The organism is Burkholderia pseudomultivorans (genome assembly GCF_001718415.1).
GTDB lineage: Bacteria > Pseudomonadota > Gammaproteobacteria > Burkholderiales > Burkholderiaceae > Burkholderia > Burkholderia pseudomultivorans_A.
The window spans coordinates 1,250,244-1,269,234 of the sequence record NZ_CP013377.1; the positions used below are offsets into that span (position 1 = coordinate 1,250,244).

An 18,991-nucleotide genomic window follows, 5' to 3' on the forward strand; every position below is an offset into this window, starting at 1 on the left:
CAAAACCCACGATGAAATGGTTTCGAGTCCTGCTCATGTGCTGCATGCTGGCGCCGCTTGCCGGCTGCGGCTATAACGCGATCCAGTCGTCCGACGAGGACGTCAACGCGGCGTGGTCCGAGGTGCTGAACCAGTACCAGCGTCGCGCCGATCTCGTGCCGAACCTCGCCGCGACCGTGAAGGGCTATGCGTCGCACGAGGAGCGCGTGCTGACCGAGGTGGCGTCGGCCCGCGCGCGCGTCGGCAGCGTCCAGGTGACGCCGGAGACGGCGAAGGATCCGGCCGCGCTCGCGGCGTTCGATCAACGGCAGGGCGAGTTGTCGAGCGCGCTGAGCCGGCTGATGGTGGTGTCCGAGCGCTATCCGGAACTGAAGGCAAACGAAGGATTCCGCGACCTGCGCACGCAGCTCGAAGGCACCGAGAACCGCATCGCGGTCGCGCGCGGCCGTTACATCAAGACCGTGCAGCACTACAACGTGCAGATCCGCCAGTTCCCCGGCGTCGTGATCGCGCGGATCTTCGGCTACCAGCCGCGCCCGAACTTCAGCGTCGCGAACGAGGCCGCGATTTCGACCGCGCCGGCGCTCGATTTCTCCGCCCAGCCGACCAACGCGAACGCGGCCGGCCAGTAAACGACGCGCTCATGGCTTGCGCGCGGGCGTTTTCGCGAACGCGCCGCGCACCTCGAAGCTGATCGCATCGGCGACGTTGCCGCGCGCATCGACGAGTTCGAGCCGGTGCCGGCCCGGCCACGGCATCCACGCGATGCGGTCGGCGCGCCCGATCACCTTGTCGTCGAGCCGCCACGCAAAGCGTGCGGCGCGTCCGGCGCTGCGCTCGAACCAGATCCGCTGGTTATTCGGCGGGATGTCCGGATCGATCGCGAAGATCGTGCCGTCGGTCGGCGCGCCGATCGTCAGCGGCGCGCGCGTGCCGTTCTTGTCGGGCGTGACGGGGGCGGCGAGGCGCACCGTGTCGACGGCCGTGCCGGCGAGGAACCACTCGTTGCGCGACGGCTCGACGTCGCGCTCGAACGCGATGCGGCGCGCTTCGACGCCAGCCGGCGCGCGCGGCGCGCGGCTCGGCAGGTCGCGGTGCAGGTAGCCGACGACGGCCGACCATACCGGCGACGCACCGGTGACGCCCGACACGTCCCACATCGGCGAGCCGTCCGCGTTGCCGACCCACACGCCGACCGTATAGCGCGACGTGAAGCCGACGGTCCAGTTGTCGCGCATGTCCTTGCTCGTGCCGGTCTTCACCGCCGAAAAGAAGCGCGTTGCGAGCGGATTGTCGAAGCCGAAGGTGCGCACGCGCGCATTGTTGTCGGACAGGATGTCGGTGACGATGAAGCTGGCCGCTTCGCTGAACACGCGCGTGCCGCCGTCGGCGCGCGCGGGCGCCGCGGCGCCGGACGCCGGCGCAGGCAGGTCGACGACCTTGCGCGCGACACCGCCGTTCGCGAGCGCACGATACGCATTGGTCAGCGACAGCAGCGTGACGTCGGCGCTGCCGAGCGCGAGGCTGAAGCCGTAGTAGTCGCCTTCCTGCGCGAGCGGCAAGCCGAGCGCGGTCAGCGTGCGCGCGAAGCGGTGCGGCGTGACGAGCACCAGCGTGCGCACGGCCGGCACGTTCAGCGAGCCGCCGAGCGCGCTGCGCACGCTCACCCAGCCCTTGAAGTCCTTGTCGTAGTTCTGCGGAATGTACAGGCCGCCGCCGGCGGCAAGGTTGATCGGCGCGTCGTCGAGCAGCGACGCGGCGGTCAGCCGTTTCTCGTCGATCGCCTGCGCGTAGAGGAACGGCTTGAGCGTCGAGCCGGCCTGGCGCGGCGCGAGCACCGCGTCGACGTCGCGCGCGCTCGACAGCGCGCCCGACGAGCCGACCCATGCGCGAATCTCGCCGCTCGCATTGTCGATCACGACGACCGCACCGTCCTGCACGTTGCGCCGATGCGCGGGCGCGTTCAGCTCGGTCAGCGCGCGCGTCAGCGTATCGCGCGCGAAGCGCTGCAGCGGCGCGTCGAGCGTGGTGCGAACCTGCATGCCGGCCGTCGGCCGCACCTCGGCGGCAATGCGCCGCGCGAAGTGCGGCGCGAGCGCCGCGCCGTCGTCGCGCACCGCGTTCGCCGGGCGCGCAGTGACGAGCTGCACGTAGCCGTCGAGCGATGCGCAGGCCGCTTCGGCATGCATGTCGCGCAGGATCCGGCACGCACGCTCGGCGATTTTCGCGGGCGCCGCGTTGGGCGCGCGCACCAGCGCGGCGGCGATCGCGGCCTCGCGCGCGTCGAGTCCCGACGGCGCCTTGCCGAACAGCACCTGCGACAGCGCCGCGAGCCCGACCGTCTCGCCGCGGAACGGCACGAGATTCAGGTAGGCCTCGAGGATCTGGTCCTTGCGCCAGCCGCGTTCGAGCAGCAGCGCATTCATCGCCTGCGCGGCCTTCTGCGGCAGCGAGCGCTGGCCGGAGCGGCGCGGCGAATCGCTGAGCAGCCCGGCGAGCTGCATCGTCACGGTCGATGCGCCGCGCGTGCGCTCGTTCCACAGATTGCCCCACGCCGCGCCCGCGATGCCGCGCCAGTCGACGCCGCTGTGTTCGTAGAAACGCCGGTCCTCGGACACGACGATCGCCTCGCGAAACGCGGGCGACACGTCGGCCAGCGCGATCCAGTCGCCGCGCCGCTCGGTGAGATCGACGCGCGTGCGCTGCAGCGGCGTGCCGTCGCGCGCGAGCAGCACCCAGTCGGAGCTGCGCCAGTTGCGGCGCACCTCGTCGTAGCCGGGCAGCGCATGCGCGACGAGCGGCACGGCGAGCACGGCAGCAACCACCAGGCGGCCGACGCAACGCGCCGGCCGCGGCAAAGCACGATCTTTCATCGCGTGCTCACGACTTCCCGCCCGCGGCGGCCGGCTTCACCGTCATCGGCGGATTCGGCCACAGGCCGTACACGGACGGCGCATACAGCGCCTCGACGCGCGTCGGCGGCAGCCCGAAGGTGCCGACGTTGTTCAGCCGGACCGTGTACTCGACCGAGAATTTGCCCTTCGGCAGATAGTCGTAGTACGCGCGATAGCCGTCGAAGTCGCGCTCGATGAACGCCGGCCACGCGCCGTCGGGCCGCTTCTCGTCCTGCGTCGCGGCCTCGGAATCGCGGCCAAGGCCCGAGCCGAGGATCGTCGCGCCGGCCGGGATCGGATCGTTGACGACGACCCACGTCATGTCGCTCTGCGCGTCGATGTCGAGATGCACGCGGACCACGTCGCCGCGCGTCAGCACGCCGCTGACGGCCGGCGACACGGGCGTGACGGTCTTGGTGATCCGGTAGCCGGCCGCGAACGGCGCGCGCAGCGGCACGGCCGCGAGGCTCTCGACGGTCGCCCACGGACGGCCCGTGCCGTCCTGCGTGACGGCAAGCGTGGCCGGCGCCTGCGCGGCGCGCGGCCAGGGCAGCATCACGCTGCGGGCGGCAGCCGCGCGGGTAGCCGGCGTCGCGGAGGCGGCCGTGTCGGCGGCGGCCGGTGCGCTCGGCTGCGACCACGAGATCGTGCGCTCCTCGCTGCCGAGCGTGACTTTCGTCGTGCCGCTGACGGGCGTGCTCTCGTAGCTGCGCGAGAAGCGCTCGACCGCGAGCAGGCCGAGCGCGTTCGACGTGGTCGTCTGCCATGCGCCCTGGCGCTGCAGCGCAAGCAGGCCGGCCGTGATGCGCGGCATCTCGTCCTTCCACGCCGGATCGCCGGCAAATTCGAGCGCGAGCCGTGCGGCGTTGGTCTCGTTGCTCGTCATCAGCCACCAGAGGTCGTCGTCGCGCGCGGTCGAGAACACGAGCTGCGTGCCCTGGTACGTGAGCCGCGCACGCAGGATCTGCTCGACTTGCGCGCGTTTCTCGTCGCGCTGCGGGATATCCTTCACGCGCGTGAGGATCGCGTGATAGTCGATCACCGCCGAGGTCGGCCACTGGTTCGGCGCGATCTCGATCGAGCCGAGCATGCGGCCCTGCGCGGCGCCGTAGCGCGACAGCGCCTCGATCGCGGCGAGCTTGCGCAGGTCGCGGTCCTGGCGAGGCGCCCACGCGTTGCGCTCGACGCGGCCGTCGACGAAGCGCGCGAGCCCGGCTTCGAGCTGCGTGCGCAGGTCTTCCGGCAGCGCGAAGCGCGGGTCGAGGCGGCTTGCCTCGTCGGACACGACGAGCAGGTACGACGACAGCGTCGGGCTGCCGTAGTGCGAATCGTCGGACGAGGGCGGGAAGTAGCTCGCGAGCCCGTCGCCGTCGAGATAGACGGGCATGCGGGCAACCAGCGCCTGCCATTGCGCGGGGTCGCGCAGGCCGATCGCGCGCGAGGTCTGCTGTTCGAGGCAGCGGTACGGATAGCGCTCGAACCAGCGCTTCACGCCGGGCAGCCCGTCGGCGAGCTTCGACTGCAGCGACACGGCGATGCCGCCGCGCGGCGCACCTTGCGCGTTGTTCGCGGCGCCGGCCGGCGCCGACACGGGCACCGTTAGCGTGCCGTCGACCTGCGCGAGCGTCGCCTGCTGGACCGTGACTGGCAGCGCCGGCACGACCTTCTGCGCGACGGCCAGCGCGTCGGACGCGCGCTTGCCGCCTTGCTCGGCCGCGTCGATGCGCCAGTTCAGCGCGCCGGCGCCGTCGAGCGCCTGCTCGGGCACGGTGATCGTCCACGCGACCTCGCTTGCCGCATTGGCCGCGAGCGACACGGTTTGCGGCGCGACGTCGAGGCCGGTCACGTGCGGCGTCACGACGACCTGCATCGCGCGGTCGGTGGTGTTGCGCAGCGTGACCTGCGCGCGGAACGCATCGCCTTCGCGCACCAGCGGCGGCAGCCCGGAGATCAGCTGCAGATCCTGCGTGCTGCGGATCGACGTGCTGCCGGTGCCGAAGCGGTCGGGGCCGACGGCCGCGATCGCGACGATGCGAAAGCGCGTCAGCGCGTCGTTGAGCGGCACGTCGACGGTCGCGCTGCCGTTCGCGTCGAGCGTCACGCGCGGATTCCACAGCAGCAGCGTGTCGAACAGCTCGCGCGTCGGCGCGCTGCCGCCGCCGCCGCCCGCGGGCACGGCCTTGCGGCCGAAGTGGCGGCGGCCGACGATTTCCATCTGCGCGGTCGCCGTCTCGACGCCGTACGCACGCCGCCGCAGCATCGCGTCGAGCAGGTCCCAGCTGTTGTTCGGCATCAGTTCGAGCAGCGCCTCGTCGACGGCCGCAACCGCGATCTGCGTGCCGGCCGGCGCGGGCTGCCCGTTCGGCAGCGTGACCTTCACGTGCGCCTGCGCCTTGCTGCGCACCGTGTAGCGCGTCGCGTCGGTCGTCACGCTCACGCCGAGGCGGTGGGTGGCCGTGCCGACCTTGATCTCGCCGAGGCCGTAGCGGAACGCCGGCTTCGACAGGTCGACGAACGCGGTCGGCGCTTCGTAGTGACGGCCTTCGCGCCAGAACGCGCGCGCCCATTCGACCGGCGCCTTCCAGCCCCACGTGAAGAACGAATACCACGGCACCTCGCGGATCCGGCCGCGCAGCGCCAGTACCGACACGTAGACGTTCGGCCCCCACGTGTCGCCGACCTTCAGGTCGACAGTCGGATTCTTGCCGTTCAGTTCGACGACGTGCGTTTCCATCACGCCGCCGCGTTCGACCGCGACCAGCGCGGTCGCGTAGCGGAACGGCATGCGCACCTGGAAGCGCGCGGTTTCGCCCGGCTCGTACGCGGTCTTCTCCGGAATCACGTCGATGCGGTCGGTGTTGTCGCCGCCGAACCAGAGTTCGTCCTCGCGCGTGACCCACACCGACGTCGACGCGTTCGACGTGCGGCCGTCGCCGTCCTTCGCGACCGCGATCAGCTGCACGTTGCCGGCTTGTTCGAGCGTCGCTTCGCAGGCCATGCGGCCCTTGTCGTCGGTCTTGCCCGAGCACAGCACGCCGAGGTCGCGCGTGTCGCTCTTGTTGTCGTACGCGTAGAAGCCGCCGACCATCCGCTTGCGCGACGACGTCGTGACATGCGCGACGCCCTTGATCTCGATCGGCACCGACGCGCGCGGCTGGCCCTGCAGGTCGACCGCGAGCGCCTGTACCGGCACGCGCTGGCCGACCGAGACCCAGTGGCCGGCCTTGATGCCGGTCGCCACCGCGGCCGGCCACAGGATCGTGTCGCCGCGGATCGTCTGCACTTCGCCGTTCGGGTCCGCGAAGGTCGCTTCGAGCGCGAGGCGCTTCGGCGCGTCGATGTCGGGCAGGCCCTTCAGCGTGACCGAGCCCGCGCCGTTGCGGTCGAGCGTCAGCGGCAGCTTGTCGGCGATCAGCTTCGTCGCGTCGGGATCGCTGCTCGCGGACGACGCGTTGTCGCCGTCCTGCGAGTCGTCGTCCGCATTGCCGTCGCTTCGGTCGGGACGATACGGCGTGAAGCTGAAATCCTCGTAGCGATCGGCGAACGGCGGCGTGGCCCATTTCATCAAGGCCGACACCTGCACGGGCAGGTTCGATGCGCCGCCGCCCGACACGTAGTCGATCTGCACCGCGAGCGGCGCTTCCTTCGCCGCGACGAGCGGGCTCTTCTGCGCGTCGCGCGCGCCGATCGACCCTTTCAGCACCGGCAGCCGGAACGCCTCGACGCGGAAGCTGCCGCTGTAGTAGCTGCTGGTCGGCGCATCGTCCGGGCCGCCTTCGAGCTCGACGCTGTATTCGCCGAGCTTCGCGGCGGCCGGCAGCGTGAACTGCGTGTCCGCACTGTGGTCGGCCGCCCAGCTGAGCGGCAGCTTGTAGGTCTGGCCGGTGCCGAGATGGCGGATCGTCGCGCGCGTCGGGTACTGCGACGGGAACGCGAGGCTCTGCAGCGTTTCGGTGCGAATGAAATGCTTCATCGACACGGTCTCGCCGGCGCGCAGCAGCGTGCGGTCGAACACGGTATGCGCGCGCACGGTCGGCGCGCTGTCGGTATCGGTCGGCACGTTGAAGCGCCACGACTCGATGCCGCGATTCCAGTTCGAGCTGACGAACGCCATGTCGGGGCCCCTCTTCGGGTCGTCGACGCGCGCGGATACGAAATAGTCGCTGAAGGTCTCCGACGACTTGCATTCACGCTTCGGCTCGAACGGCCCGTCGATCTTCAGCAGGCCCTGCGCATCGGTCTTGCCGGCCGCGATCTCGTCGCCGTTGCAGTCGGACACGCGGATCTGCGCGTTCGGCACCGGCTTGCCCTTGTCGAGCGTCGTGACCCACACGAGGTTGTTGTCGCGGCCCTGTTTCAGGTGCACGCCGAGGTTCGTGACGAGCACCGTGGTGCGCACGTACATGCTCGACGGCTTCGCGAGCAGCGAGCGGCCGAGCGCCGGCGACGCGAGTTCGAGCACGTAGAAGCCCGGCTTCTCGATCGGCACGCCGACGATCTCGAACGGGCGCAGCGCCTTCGGGTCGGCCTTCGGCAGCGTCAAGGCCTGCGCGCCGGGCTCGCCGGCGAGCAGCGACAGCGAGCGCACGTCGATGCGGCGGTCCTTCGGCGCGGGCATTTTCTCGCCGGGCCCGAGCGGCACGTAGACCGGATGCTGTCCCTTGCGCGTCAGCAGGCCGGGAATCTGCTCGTCGATCGAGCCGGCCGTCATCGACCAGTTGTCGAAGCGGTCGACGGTGCGCATCCACTGGCGGATCGCGGTGTCGTTCTCGACCCGCAGGTTCGCGAACTGCGCGCCGCCTGCATTGAGCCCGGCGACATGCAGATCGGCTTCGACGTTGCGCAGCGTGACCGGCACGAGCGCCGGCGTATCGGGCTCGGCGAAGCGCTCGACGATGCCGAACGTGCCCGACGAGAACTTCGCGAGCGGCGGCATCGGCGCGGTGCGCGTCGCGAGCGGGAACAGGTCGGCGTTGGCGAGCGGACGATCGGTGACGTCGCGCAGGCCCGACGGCAGTTCGATCGTCAGGTCGGCCTGCGCGGGCAGTGGCGGGTTGAAGGTGACGGTCGTCACTTCGTCGCTCTTGTCGTCGGCCGCGAAGTTCGGCGACAGCGTGCCGTCGGGGCCGCGCAGCTTGATCGACTCGGCTTGCTTGCGCGACACCGGCGCGTTGAAGGAGAGCGTGAGCGGGCGCAGCGGCGTGCACGGCGCCTTCGCGTTCTCGCGCTCGCACGAGAAGCTCGCGGCGAACGGTGCGCGTACCGTGAAGTCGAAGCGCCGCTCGGTTTCATTCGCGATGCCGCTCGGGCTCGTGACGCCCTTGCCGTAGACGAGCTGCATCTTCGCGCCGGCCGGCAGCGCCTGCGCGCACGACAGCGTCAGCACGCGCGCGGCGTCCTGCTTCAACCCGAAGTGATCGAGCAGCGCGGTGCGCGTATCGCCGTCGGCGGCCGTGACGGGGATGCGGTTGCCGATGCCGGCCGCTTCGCACCAGATGTTCGCGAGCGCGGAGCGTGCGTCGGCCGGGCCGTTCAGCTTGATGACGAACACCTGCCGTTCCTCGATCTCGCGCGAGCCGGGGCGCACCGTCACCGGGAACGGGCCGCCGGTCTGGAACGTGAAGCGGCGCGGACCGCTGGCCGCGTTGCCGGCGACCGAGCGCAGCGTCTCGTTGAGCGCGACCGAGCAGCGCACGCCGGGCGGCAGGTCGTTTTCGAAATCGTAAACCCAGGTCTTGTCGTCGAGCCAGCGACCCTGGCCGCGTGCCGCGGTGGCGTCGGTGCAGGTCACGCGTGCGGGATTCGGCGCGGAGGCCGAGCCGAACGCGACCATCGGTTCGTCGAACTTGACGACGCTCTGCCGCACTTCGGTGACGGTGCCCTGCGGCGATACGCTCACGGTGCGCGCCGCGCCCGCATGCAGCGAGAGTGCCGCGGCGGCCCCGAGCGCGGCGACGGCGCCGATGCGCCAGAACAGACGGGTGGTGTGGCCGGTTCGATTCGGTTTGTTGTGCTTGTCGTGCTGCTTCATCGCTCGATGCCCTCGGAGGGGAAGCTTTCTGTTTGATTGCACGCGATTCTAACCGACCGTCATGTAGGCGGATCGCAACACGATGCGTGTCGCCGGCTTGCGACATCCGCAAGCGGGACGCAGAATTGTCGCGCCAACGACACAAAAATGCAGCGAAATGTCGATTGTCACGGATAGCGGAACATTTAATGGACTATAAAAAGATTGTTCGATCCGGTTTGAGCGCGTACATTGCAGGTCCGCGCTAAAGTTTGAGAAATATCAAGCGTGGTTTTCCCGAATCCGGTGTTCGAGAGAAGGAAACATGCACAACGACAACACCCCCCACTCGCGTCGCGACAGCGACGCAGCCGCAAGCGGCATCACGCGGCGTCAATGGCTGCAGGGCGCACTGGCGCTGACGGCAGCGGGCCTGACCGGTTCGCTGGCGTTGCGGGCCCTGGCCGACGATCCCGGCACTGCGCCGCTCGATACGTTCATGACGCTCTCCGAAGCATTGACCGGCAAGAAAGGGCTGAGCCGCGTGACCGGCCAGCGCTTCCTGCAGGCCTTGCAGAAAGGCTCGTTCAAGACGACCGACGGCCTGTCGCAGCTCGCCGGCGCACTTGCGTCGGGCTCGCTGACGCCCGATCAGGAATCGCTCGCGCTGACGATTCTCGAAGCGTGGTATCTCGGCATCGTCGACAACGTCGTGATTACCTACGAAGAAGCGTTAATGTTCGGCGTCGTGTCGGATACGCTCGTGATCCCTTCGTATTGCCCCAACAAACCCGGCTTCTGGGCCGAAAAACCGATCGAGAGGCAAGCCTGATGGCCGATACCGATACGCAAAAAGCCGACGTCGTGGTCGTCGGGTCGGGTGTCGCCGGCGCGATCGTGGCACACCAGCTCGCGATGGCGGGCAAGTCGGTGATCCTGCTGGAAGCCGGCCCGCGCATGCCGCGCTGGGAAATCGTCGAGCGCTTTCGCAACCAGCCCGACAAGACCGATTTCATGGCGCCGTATCCGTCGAGCCCGTGGGCGCCGCATCCGGAATACGGCCCGCCGAACGACTACCTGATCCTGAAGGGCGAGCACAAGTTCAACTCGCAGTACATTCGCGCGGTGGGCGGCACGACGTGGCACTGGGCCGCGTCGGCGTGGCGCTTCATCCCGAACGACTTCAAGATGAAGAGCGTGTACGGCGTCGGTCGCGACTGGCCGATCCAGTACGACGATCTCGAGCATTACTACCAGCGCGCCGAGGAGGAACTCGGCGTGTGGGGCCCGGGCCCCGAGGAAGACCTGTACTCGCCGCGCAAGCAGCCGTACCCGATGCCGCCGCTGCCGTTGTCGTTCAACGAGCAGACGATCAAGACGGCGCTGAACGGCTACGATCCGAAATTCCACGTGGTGACCGAGCCGGTCGCGCGCAACAGCCGCCCGTACGACGGCCGGCCGACTTGTTGCGGGAACAACAATTGCATGCCGATCTGCCCGATCGGCGCGATGTACAACGGCATCGTGCACGTCGAGAAGGCCGAGCAGGCCGGCGCGAAGCTGATCGACAGCGCGGTCGTCTACAAGCTCGAGACGGGGCCGGACAAGCGCATCGTCGCCGCGATCTACAAGGACAAGACCGGCGCCGACCATCGCGTCGAGGGCAAGTACTTCGTGCTCGCCGCGAACGGCATCGAGACGCCGAAGATCCTGCTGATGTCCGCGAACCGCGATTTCCCGAACGGCGTCGCGAACAGCTCGGACATGGTCGGCCGCAACCTGATGGACCACCCGGGCACCGGCGTGTCGTTCTACGCGAACGACAAGCTGTGGCCGGGCCGCGGCCCGCAGGAGATGACCTCGCTGATCGGCTTTCGCGACGGCCCGTTCCGCGCGACCGAGGCTGCGAAGAAGATCCACCTGTCGAACATGTCGCGCATCAACCAGGAAACGCAGAAGATCTTCAAGGCCGGCAAGCTGATGAAGCCGGCGGATCTCGATGCGCAGATCCGCGACCGTTCCGCGCGCTACGTGCAGTTCGACTGCTTCCACGAAATCCTGCCGCAGCCCGAGAACCGCATCGTGCCGAGCAAGACGGCGACCGATGCGATCGGCATTCCGCGCCCGGAGATCACCTACGCGATCGACGACTACGTGAAGCGCGGCGCGGTGCATACGCGCGAGGTCTACGCGACGGCCGCGAAGGTGCTGGGCGGCACGGACGTCGTGTTCAACGACGAGTTCGCGCCGAACAACCACATCACGGGGTCGACGATCATGGGCGCGGATGCACGCGACTCGGTCGTCGACAAGGACTGCCGCACGTTCGACCATCCGAACCTGTTCATCTCGAGCAGCGCGACGATGCCGACCGTCGGTACGGTAAACGTGACGCTGACGATCGCGGCGCTTGCGCTGCGGATGTCGGACACGCTGAAGAAGGAAGTCTGACCGTGCGGAAATCTACTCTCACCTTCCTCCTCGCCGGCTGCCTCGCATTGCCGGGCCTCGCGCGCGCGGCCGATCCGGCCGATCCCGCGCTGGTCAAGCGCGGCGAATACCTCGCCGTCGCCGGCGACTGCATGGCGTGCCACACCGCGAAGGGCGGCAAGCCGTTCGCGGGCGGTCTCGGCATGCCGGTTCCGATGCTCGGCAAGATCTACACGAGCAACATCACGCCCGATCCCGATACGGGCATCGGCAACTGGACGTTCGACGACTTCGAGCGCGCGGTGCGGCACGGCGTGTCGAAGGACGGCAGCAACCTGTATCCGGCAATGCCGTACGTGTCGTACGCGAAGATCAACGACGACGACGTGCAGGCGCTGTACGCGTACTTCATGCACGGTGTCGAGCCGGTCAAGCAGGCGCCGCCGAAGAACGAGATCCCCGCGCTGCTGAGCATGCGCTGGCCGCTGAAGATCTGGAACTGGCTGTTCCTGAAGGACGGCGCGTACCAGCCGAAGCCGGCGCAGAGCGCCGAGTGGAACCGCGGTGCGTACCTGGTGCAGGGCCTCGCGCACTGCAGCACGTGCCACACGCCGCGCGGCATCGCGATGCAGGAGAAGTCGCTCGATGAAACGGGCGGCAGCTTCCTGTCGGGTTCGGTGCTCGCAGGCTGGGACGGCTACAACATCACGTCCGACCCGAACGCGGGCATCGGCGGCTGGTCGCAGCAGCAGCTCGTGCAGTATCTGCGCACCGGCAGCGTGCCGGGGCTCGCGCAGGCGGCCGGCCCGATGTCCGAGGCGATCGAGCACAGCTTCTCGAAGATGACGGATGCCGACATCGGCGCGATCGCGACGTACATCCGTACGGTGCCGGCCGTGTCGAACGGCGACGCGAAGCAGTCGCGCGCGTCGTGGGGCAAGCCGGCCGAGGACGGGCTGAAGCTGCGCGGCGTCGCGCTGGCGTCGTCGGGCATCGATCCGGCGCGGCTCTATCTCGGCAACTGCGCGACCTGCCACCAGATGCAGGGCAAGGGCACGCCGGACGGCTACTATCCGTCGCTGTTCCACAACTCGACGGTCGGCGCGTCGAATCCGACCAACCTCGTGCAGGTGATCCTGAACGGCGTGCAGCGCAAGGCCGGCAGCGAGGACATCGGGATGCCGGCGTTCCGCAACGAGCTGTCGGATGCGCAGATCGCCGCGCTCGCGAACTACCTGACCGGGCAGTTCGGCAATCCGGCCGCGAAGGTGAGCGACCAGGACGTCGCGAAGCTGCGCTGACGCGGTGGCGCAGGTCAACATCGGACCAGAGGAGGCACGCAGCACATCGGGCGGTACCCGATGCCGGTTGTTGCAGAGCGGGGCGGGCGGCGCAGGCGGCCGCCCGCCCTGGTTCGTTGGCAATCCGCTGCGCGTTCGATCCGGGCGCGCATCGTTTTCGTTGATCGACACCATGACACCGAATCAACCGTTTCTCGCGTCCCAGCGCGATGTGCTGCTGCTGCTTGCCCGCATTCTGCTCGTGATCCTGTTCGTGATGTTCGGCTGGAAGAAGATCGTCGACTTTCCCGGCACGATCGCGTTCATGGGCTCCGAGGGCGCGCCCGCGCCGATCGTCTCCGCCGCGATCTCCGTCGTGATGGAGCTGTTCGTCGGGATCGCGATCCTCGTCGGCTTCCAGACGCGGCCGCTCGCGCTGCTGCTTGCGCTGTATACGATTGGCACCGGCCTCATCGGCCATCACTACTGGAACATGACCGGTGGCGAGCAGATCAACAACATGATTCATTTCTACAAGAACATCGCGATCTCGGGCGGCCTGCTCGCGCTTTGCGCGGCCGGCCCCGGACGCTTTTCGGTCGATCGCGGTTGACAGGATCCTGGGCGCGCGCATGGGGCGCGCGCCGAAGGGTCGAGACTCCGAGGGGGCATCATTTTGCGACTCAAACATTTCGCATGGCTGATCGCGGCCGCCGCGCCGGCGGCTGCGGTCGCACAGACGAGCGTGACGCTGTACGGCCGCGTCGACGGCGGCGTCGAATACCTGAACCACATCGCGACGCCGAACGGCAGCGCGACGCGCTGGAGCGCCGAAAGCGGCGACTGGGGCACCAGCATGTTCGGGCTGAAGGGCATCGAGGATCTGGGCGGCGGGCTGTCGACGGTCTTCAACCTCGAAACCGCATTCCAGGTGATGAACGGCCAGACGGGCGGCGGGCGCATGTGGTCGCGGCGCGCGTATGTCGGGCTGAAAAGCGACACGTGGGGCCAGCTGCAGGCCGGCCGCAACCTGTTCATCGACAGCGACGGCGTGTGGGAATTCGATCCGTTCGTCCAGCAGGCGTTTTCGTCGGCATCGCTGGTGCGCGGCCGCAACTGGCAGCAGACCAGCAACAACATCGAATATCACAGCCCGGTGTTCGGCGGCTTCGACGTGCAGGCGCAATACGCGTTCGGCAATCAGTCGCGCGGCTTCAACTACGGTGCGGCCGACGATTTCGGCCGCTCCGACGGGATCATGATCTCGTACCATTCGCCGATGCTCGACGTGCGCGGCATCTACGACGAACTGCGCGACAACAACGGCAAGCTCAGCAACATCTTCACCGCGTCGCGCGAATACTTCGTCGGCGCGAACGTGAAGGTGTCGAAGTTCAAGATCCAGGGCGCCTATACGCACTACCAGGCGCCCGACAGCCCGGCCGGCGTCGCCGATCGCGCCGATCACTACTGGCTCGGCGCGACCTACACTGCGACGCCGCAATGGGCCGTGACGGGCGGCGGCTATTACGTGAAGGTCGGCGACGGCGGCGGCGATGCGTCGCACGATCCGTCGGGCCACGCGATCATGTACGTGCTCGGCACCACCTACAACCTGTCGAAGCGCACCTTCCTGTACGGCACCGTCGCGTACGTGCGCAACGGCGGCAACTCGAACTTCTCGCTGCTCGCGACGCCGCGCGACGCGACGTCGAACACGAGCCCGATGACGGGCGAGTCGCAGACGGGCGCATATGTCGGGATGATGCACACGTTCTGAGCGGTGCGGCGCCGGACATGAAAAAGGCACGGGCGATCGAACCCGTGCCTTTTTCGTTGGTGCGGCGCGCGGCCGCGCCCGGCGCCGCTCAGTCGAGCGACTTCCCGGCTTTCTCGTCCATGCTGCGGATCGCGAGCAGCGTCAGCACGCCGCAGCCGATCGCATACCATGCCGGCGCATTCGGATTGCCGGTCGCCGCGATCAGCCACGTGACGAAGAACTGCGCGAAGCCGCCGAAGATCGCGACGCCGATGCTGTACACGAGCGCGCCGCCCGTCGCGCGCACGGCGCGCGGGAACAGTTCGCCGAGCATCGCGCCGGTCGCGCCGATGTTGATCGCATGCACGACCGACAGCGCCGCGATGATCGACAGCAGCGACGCGGCGCCCGGCCAGCGGTTCAGTGCGACGAACGCGGGGTAGATCGCGACCATCAGCGCGATGCGCGTCCACCAGACGATCCGGTTGCGCCCGTAGACATCGGACAGGTAGCCGCCGATCGGCGTCGCGAGCATCAGGATCGCGCCGGCGACGCAGCCGGCCGTCATCGACAGCCAGGTCGGCAGGTGCAGCACCTGCACGCCGTAGATCGCCATGTAGAACACGATGATGTAGTGGATCGACGTGCCGCCGATCGTCACGCCGAGCCCTGCGAACACGGCCTTGCCGTGGTGGCGCAGCACGTCGGCGAGCGGCAGCGACGCGACCTTTTCCGCCTGCGCGTGAGTGTGCGCGTGCGCGTCGCCCGGCACTTCCTCGACGGTGCGGCGCAGCCAGTAGCCGAGCGGCACGAACAGCGTGCCGATGATGAACGGCACGCGCCAGCCCCAGCTTTCGAGCTGCGCGGCGCTCAGCGTCGAGGTGAGCGCGACGCCGGTCAGCGCGCCCGCGAGCGCGGCGAGGCCCTGGCTCGAGAACTGGAACGACGCATAGAAGCCGCGGCGATGCTGCGGCGCCTGTTCGAGCAGCAGCGTCGTCGACGCGCCGACTTCGCCGCCCGACGCGAACCCTTGCAGCAGGCGCGCGAGCACGAGCAGCAGCGGTGCGGCGATGCCGACCTGCGCGTAGGTCGGCGCGATCGCGATCGTCGCGGTGCCGAGCGCCATCAGCAGCAGCGTCAGGATCATCGCCTTCTTGCGGCCGACGCGATCCGCATACATGCCGATCACGAGGCCGCCGAGCGGGCGCGTGACGAAGCCGACGCCGAAGCTCGCGACCGCGAGCATCAGTTGCCCGAACGACGAGTGCACGGGAAAGAACAGCTTGCCGATCAGGATCGCAAAGAAGCTGTAGACCGTGAAGTCGTAGAACTCGAGCGCGTTGCCGACCGCGGCGGCCGCGATCAGGCGGCGCTTTTTCGCGGCGGTGCGTGCATCGGCCGGCGTGTCGTCGAACGAAAGGGTGGACGTTTCCATGGATTTCCCCGGTAAGCGCAGCGGCGTGATGAAGGGCCGTCAGGCCGCGAGCCAGCCTTCGGCGACGCGGACCCAGTAGCTCGCGCCGATCGCGAGGATGTCGTCGTTGAAGTCGTAGCCGGGGTTGTGCACCATGCAGCCGCCCTTGCTGCCGATGCCGTTGCCGATGAAGGCATAGCAGCCGGGGCGCGCCTCGAGCATGAACGCGAAATCCTCGCTGCCCATCAGCGGCGGCGCGTCGGTTTCGACGCGCTCGGCGCCGAGCATCCCGCGCGCGATGTCGGCCGCGAACGCGGTCGGCTCCGCGTGATTGACGAGCACCGGATAGCCGTAGTCGTAGTCGACTTCGGCAGTGACGCCGAAGCTTTCGGCCTGGCCTTTCGCGAGCGCCTCGATGCGGCGGGCGAGCAGCGCGCGCACGTCGGCGTTCAGCGCGCGCACCGACAGCTTCATCACGACGGTTTCGGGAATGATGTTGAAGGTTTCGCCGGCCTGCACGCTGCCGACCGTGATCACCGCCGCATGCTGCGCATCGACCTCGCGCGCGACGATCGTCTGCAGCGCGACCATGATGCTGCCGGCGGCCGACATCGGATCGCGCGCGAAGTGCGGCATCGCGCCGTGGCCGCCGACGCCGCGCAACGTGATCGTCACGCGGTCGGCCGACGCCATCGCGGCGCCGGTGCGGAACGCCATGTCGCCCGCTGCGCGGCCCGGCATGTTGTGGATCGCGAAGATCGCGTCGCACGGGAAGCGGTCGAACAGGCCGTCGTCCATCATCGCCTTCGCGCCGCCGAAATTCTCCTCGGCCGGCTGGAAGATCAGGTTCAGCGTGCCGGAAAACCGCCGCGTCGCCGCGAGATGGCGCGCCGCGCAGAGCAGCATCGCCGTATGGCCGTCATGCCCGCACGCATGCATCTTGTTCGCTTGGCGGCTCGCATACGGCAGGCCGGTGGCTTCCGCGAGCGGCAGCGCGTCCATGTCGGCGCGCAGCCCGACCGTGCGCGTGCCTTGCCCTTCGCGCAGCACACCGACGACGCCCGTCCTGCCGATCCCGCGATGCACTTCATAGCCCCAGCCGCCGAGCAGCTCGGCGACGAGATCGCTCGTCAGCGTTTCCTCGAACGCGAGTTCGGGGTGGGCGTGGATGCGGCGGCGCACCTCGATCAGTTCGGGGGCGATCGCGGCGATGCCGGGGATGACGGGGTTCACGGCGTGGGGCATGGTGTCTCCAGTGGGGCCGAAGGGCGTTTGACGCGCATATGACGAGCAAGCATATAAATTTCTTTTGCGCACCATAAGCTGATAAATTGCTTTGGTGCACACCGCCGGTTGCCGCTCGGGAATACCCTGAGGCAGCCCGCGTGATCGAGCTCCGGGTTTCCACGAATCGCGCATTGCCGCCATGAAATACCATCAGCTGAAAGCCTTCGTCACCGTCGCGGAAGAGGGCAGCATTCGCGCGGCCGCGCGCCGCCTGAACGTGTCGCCGGCGGCGCTGACCAAGGCGGTCAAGGAGCTGGAGATCGCGCTTGGCGTGTCACTCGTCGTGCGCACCGCGCGCGGCGTGCAGCTGACCGCGTTCGGTCAGCAGTTGCAGGTGCGTGCGCGGTTGATCGTCACCGAGATGCAGCGCGCGCGCGACGACATCGAGCAGGCGCAGGGCGCGATGACGGGCTCGGTGGCGGCGGCGATCACGCCGGCCGCCGCGGTGACGATCCTGCCGGACGCGTTCCGTGCGTTCCGGCGGCGCTTTCCGGTCGCGCGCGTGAATCTCATCGAAGGGTTTCCGGGCGTCGCGCTGCCGCGGCTGCACGACGGCTCGCTCGATTTCGCGGTGGCCGTCGTCGTGCCGGAACTGCTGGCGGCCGAATTCGATCACGCGGAGCTCTACGCGAGCCGCTCGCTGATCGTCGCGCGCAAGGGGCATCCGCTCGCGTCGGCCACGTCGCTCGCGGATCTCGTCGACGCCGACTGGTTGATGAACCCGTCGCCGGAAAGCTCGACGCAGGTGCTGTTCAATTCGTTCGTCGCGTACGGGCTGCCGATGCCGACGCGCGTGGTCGAATGCCCGAGCTTCGGGCTCGCGCACAGCCTGATGACGGGATGCGACCTGATCGCGTCGATGCCCGAGCAGCTGTTGCAGGGCGAGTGGGCGCGCGAACAGCTCGCCGTGCTGCCGATCCGCGAACGGCTGCCGGCCGTGTCGGTGCAGGCCGTCACGCGTCGCGACAGTCCGCTGACGCCGGCCGCGGCGATGCTGCTCGACTGCCTGCGCGATTCGGCGCGGCGCAAGGGACTGCGGTAGCCGCGCGCGAGCCGGTATCATAGCGGCCGGCCCGCCGTACCGGCCGGCCTTCGACAAACTCGCCACTCCGGCATCCGTATCCAGCAACCAGAGGCATTACATGACCAGTGCAACCCAATTCGACAACGTGTCGGTCGTCAAGCGCGCCAATGTCTATTTCGACGGCAAGTGCGTGTCGCATGCGGTGATCTTCCCGGACGGTACGCGCAAGACGCTCGGCGTGATCCTGCCGTGTGCGCTCAACTTCGGCACCGATGCGCCCGAATTGATGGAAGTGCAGGCCGGCAAGTGCCGCGTGAAGCTCGACGGCAGCGACGAGTGGCAGACCTACGGCGCCGGCGAATCGTTCTCGGTGCCGGGCAAGAGCCGCTTCGACATCGAAGTGCTCGAAACGCTCGACTACGTCTGCAGCTATCTGTAAGTGCGCCCGCACGCGGGCGGCCGGTGCCGTCCGCCCGTAGTAAAAAAGAAGCCCCGCCGAGGCGGGGCTTGTCGCAAGCGGATGGCGCACGGCCATCCGTTACGCGCGTTACAGGCAGGCGTTGATGTCGCCTGCCGAGGCCGCGTCGCCGCGCAGGCCGACCCACGTCTTTGCGCTGGCGTTCCACGACGGACGAACCATCGCGGCGGCACCGTTCGGCGGCTGCTGGCCCGGCGCGTAGACGTCGGTCGCGAGGCCGTTCGCGAGTACGTTCTGCGAGATCACCTGTTGCTGGGACTTGTCGGCCCAGGTCTTGGCGATGCAGGCCGATACGTCCTGTGCGGGCTTCTGGCTTTGTCCCACGTTCTGCACGGCAGGGTCGGCTGCATGAGCAGAAATTGCCACGGTCAATGCGATCAGCGGTAAGTATTTCACGTTATCTCCCTCGAGTCGT

General features: G+C 68.5%; 13 protein-coding genes. 8 read left to right on the forward strand and 5 right to left on the reverse strand.

Annotated elements, in window-relative coordinates; all coding sequences use genetic code 11:
• Positions 1-11 precede the first annotated feature (11 nt).
• Entirely contained in the window at positions 12-632 is a 621-nt protein-coding gene (locus tag WS57_RS05335) for a LemA family protein (protein WP_059517361.1), read from the forward strand.
• A gap of 9 nt (positions 633-641) precedes the next feature.
• Here the strand turns inward: WS57_RS05335 and pbpC are convergent, their stop codons facing one another.
• Positions 642-2,873, reverse strand: coding sequence for a penicillin-binding protein 1C (gene pbpC / locus WS57_RS05340; protein ID WP_059517359.1), 2,232 nt, complete (start codon positions 2,871-2,873; stop codon positions 642-644).
• A 7-nt stretch (positions 2,874-2,880) separates the two neighbouring features.
• On the reverse strand, positions 2,881-8,925 hold the full coding sequence (locus tag WS57_RS05345) for an alpha-2-macroglobulin family protein (protein WP_069243841.1): 6,045 nt from the start codon (positions 8,923-8,925) through the stop codon (positions 2,881-2,883).
• Positions 8,926-9,229: 304 nt separating this feature from the next.
• On the opposite strand from WS57_RS05345, the gene WS57_RS05350 reads away from it, so the two are divergent.
• The 5 genes from WS57_RS05350 to WS57_RS05370 all read left to right on the forward strand — a co-directional run bounded on the left by WS57_RS05350 (position 9,230) and on the right by WS57_RS05370 (position 14,394).
• Positions 9,230-9,736 (forward strand): sugar dehydrogenase complex small subunit, encoded by a 507-nt coding sequence (locus WS57_RS05350; protein ID WP_009690563.1) that lies wholly within the window; start codon positions 9,230-9,232, stop codon positions 9,734-9,736.
• Positions 9,736-11,355 (forward strand): GMC family oxidoreductase, encoded by a 1,620-nt coding sequence (locus WS57_RS05355; RefSeq protein WP_009690562.1) that lies wholly within the window; start codon positions 9,736-9,738, stop codon positions 11,353-11,355. The genes WS57_RS05350 and WS57_RS05355 overlap by 1 nt, the downstream gene beginning before the upstream one ends.
• 2 nt (positions 11,356-11,357) lie before the next feature.
• A complete protein-coding gene (locus tag WS57_RS05360; RefSeq protein WP_040131620.1) occupies positions 11,358-12,635 on the forward strand; it encodes a c-type cytochrome in 1,278 nt (425 codons plus the stop codon).
• A gap of 172 nt (positions 12,636-12,807) precedes the next feature.
• Positions 12,808-13,227 carry a DoxX family protein gene (locus WS57_RS05365; RefSeq protein WP_059604212.1) on the forward strand — a complete coding sequence of 140 codons (420 nt, stop codon included), beginning with the start codon at positions 12,808-12,810 and terminating at the stop codon, positions 13,225-13,227.
• Positions 13,228-13,290: 63 nt separating this feature from the next.
• Positions 13,291-14,394 (forward strand): porin, encoded by a 1,104-nt coding sequence (locus WS57_RS05370; RefSeq protein ID WP_009690559.1) that lies wholly within the window; start codon positions 13,291-13,293, stop codon positions 14,392-14,394.
• 88 nt (positions 14,395-14,482) lie between these two features.
• Here the strand turns inward: WS57_RS05370 and WS57_RS05375 are convergent, their stop codons facing one another.
• Together WS57_RS05375 and WS57_RS05380 are read right to left on the reverse strand one after the other, a co-directional pair.
• A complete protein-coding gene (locus WS57_RS05375) occupies positions 14,483-15,808 on the reverse strand; it encodes an MFS transporter (protein ID WP_059604207.1) in 1,326 nt (441 codons plus the stop codon).
• A gap of 39 nt (positions 15,809-15,847) precedes the next feature.
• The gene (locus tag WS57_RS05380) at positions 15,848-17,032 is read right to left on the reverse strand and encodes a M20 aminoacylase family protein (RefSeq protein ID WP_059517355.1); all 1,185 of its coding nucleotides are present in this window, start codon (positions 17,030-17,032) and stop codon (positions 15,848-15,850) included.
• A 181-nt stretch (positions 17,033-17,213) separates the two neighbouring features.
• Here WS57_RS05380 and WS57_RS05385 point away from each other — a divergent pair, with 181 nt between their 5' ends.
• Positions 17,214-18,116, forward strand: coding sequence for a LysR substrate-binding domain-containing protein (locus WS57_RS05385; protein ID WP_009690555.1), 903 nt, complete (start codon positions 17,214-17,216; stop codon positions 18,114-18,116).
• A gap of 100 nt (positions 18,117-18,216) precedes the next feature.
• Positions 18,217-18,537, forward strand: coding sequence for a pyrimidine/purine nucleoside phosphorylase (locus WS57_RS05390; protein ID WP_009690554.1), 321 nt, complete (start codon positions 18,217-18,219; stop codon positions 18,535-18,537).
• A gap of 108 nt (positions 18,538-18,645) precedes the next feature.
• On the opposite strand, the gene WS57_RS05395 is transcribed toward WS57_RS05390, so the two are convergent.
• The gene (locus WS57_RS05395) at positions 18,646-18,972 is read right to left on the reverse strand and encodes a hypothetical protein (RefSeq protein WP_009690553.1); all 327 of its coding nucleotides are present in this window, start codon (positions 18,970-18,972) and stop codon (positions 18,646-18,648) included.
• Between the last annotated feature and the right edge of the window lie 19 nt (positions 18,973-18,991).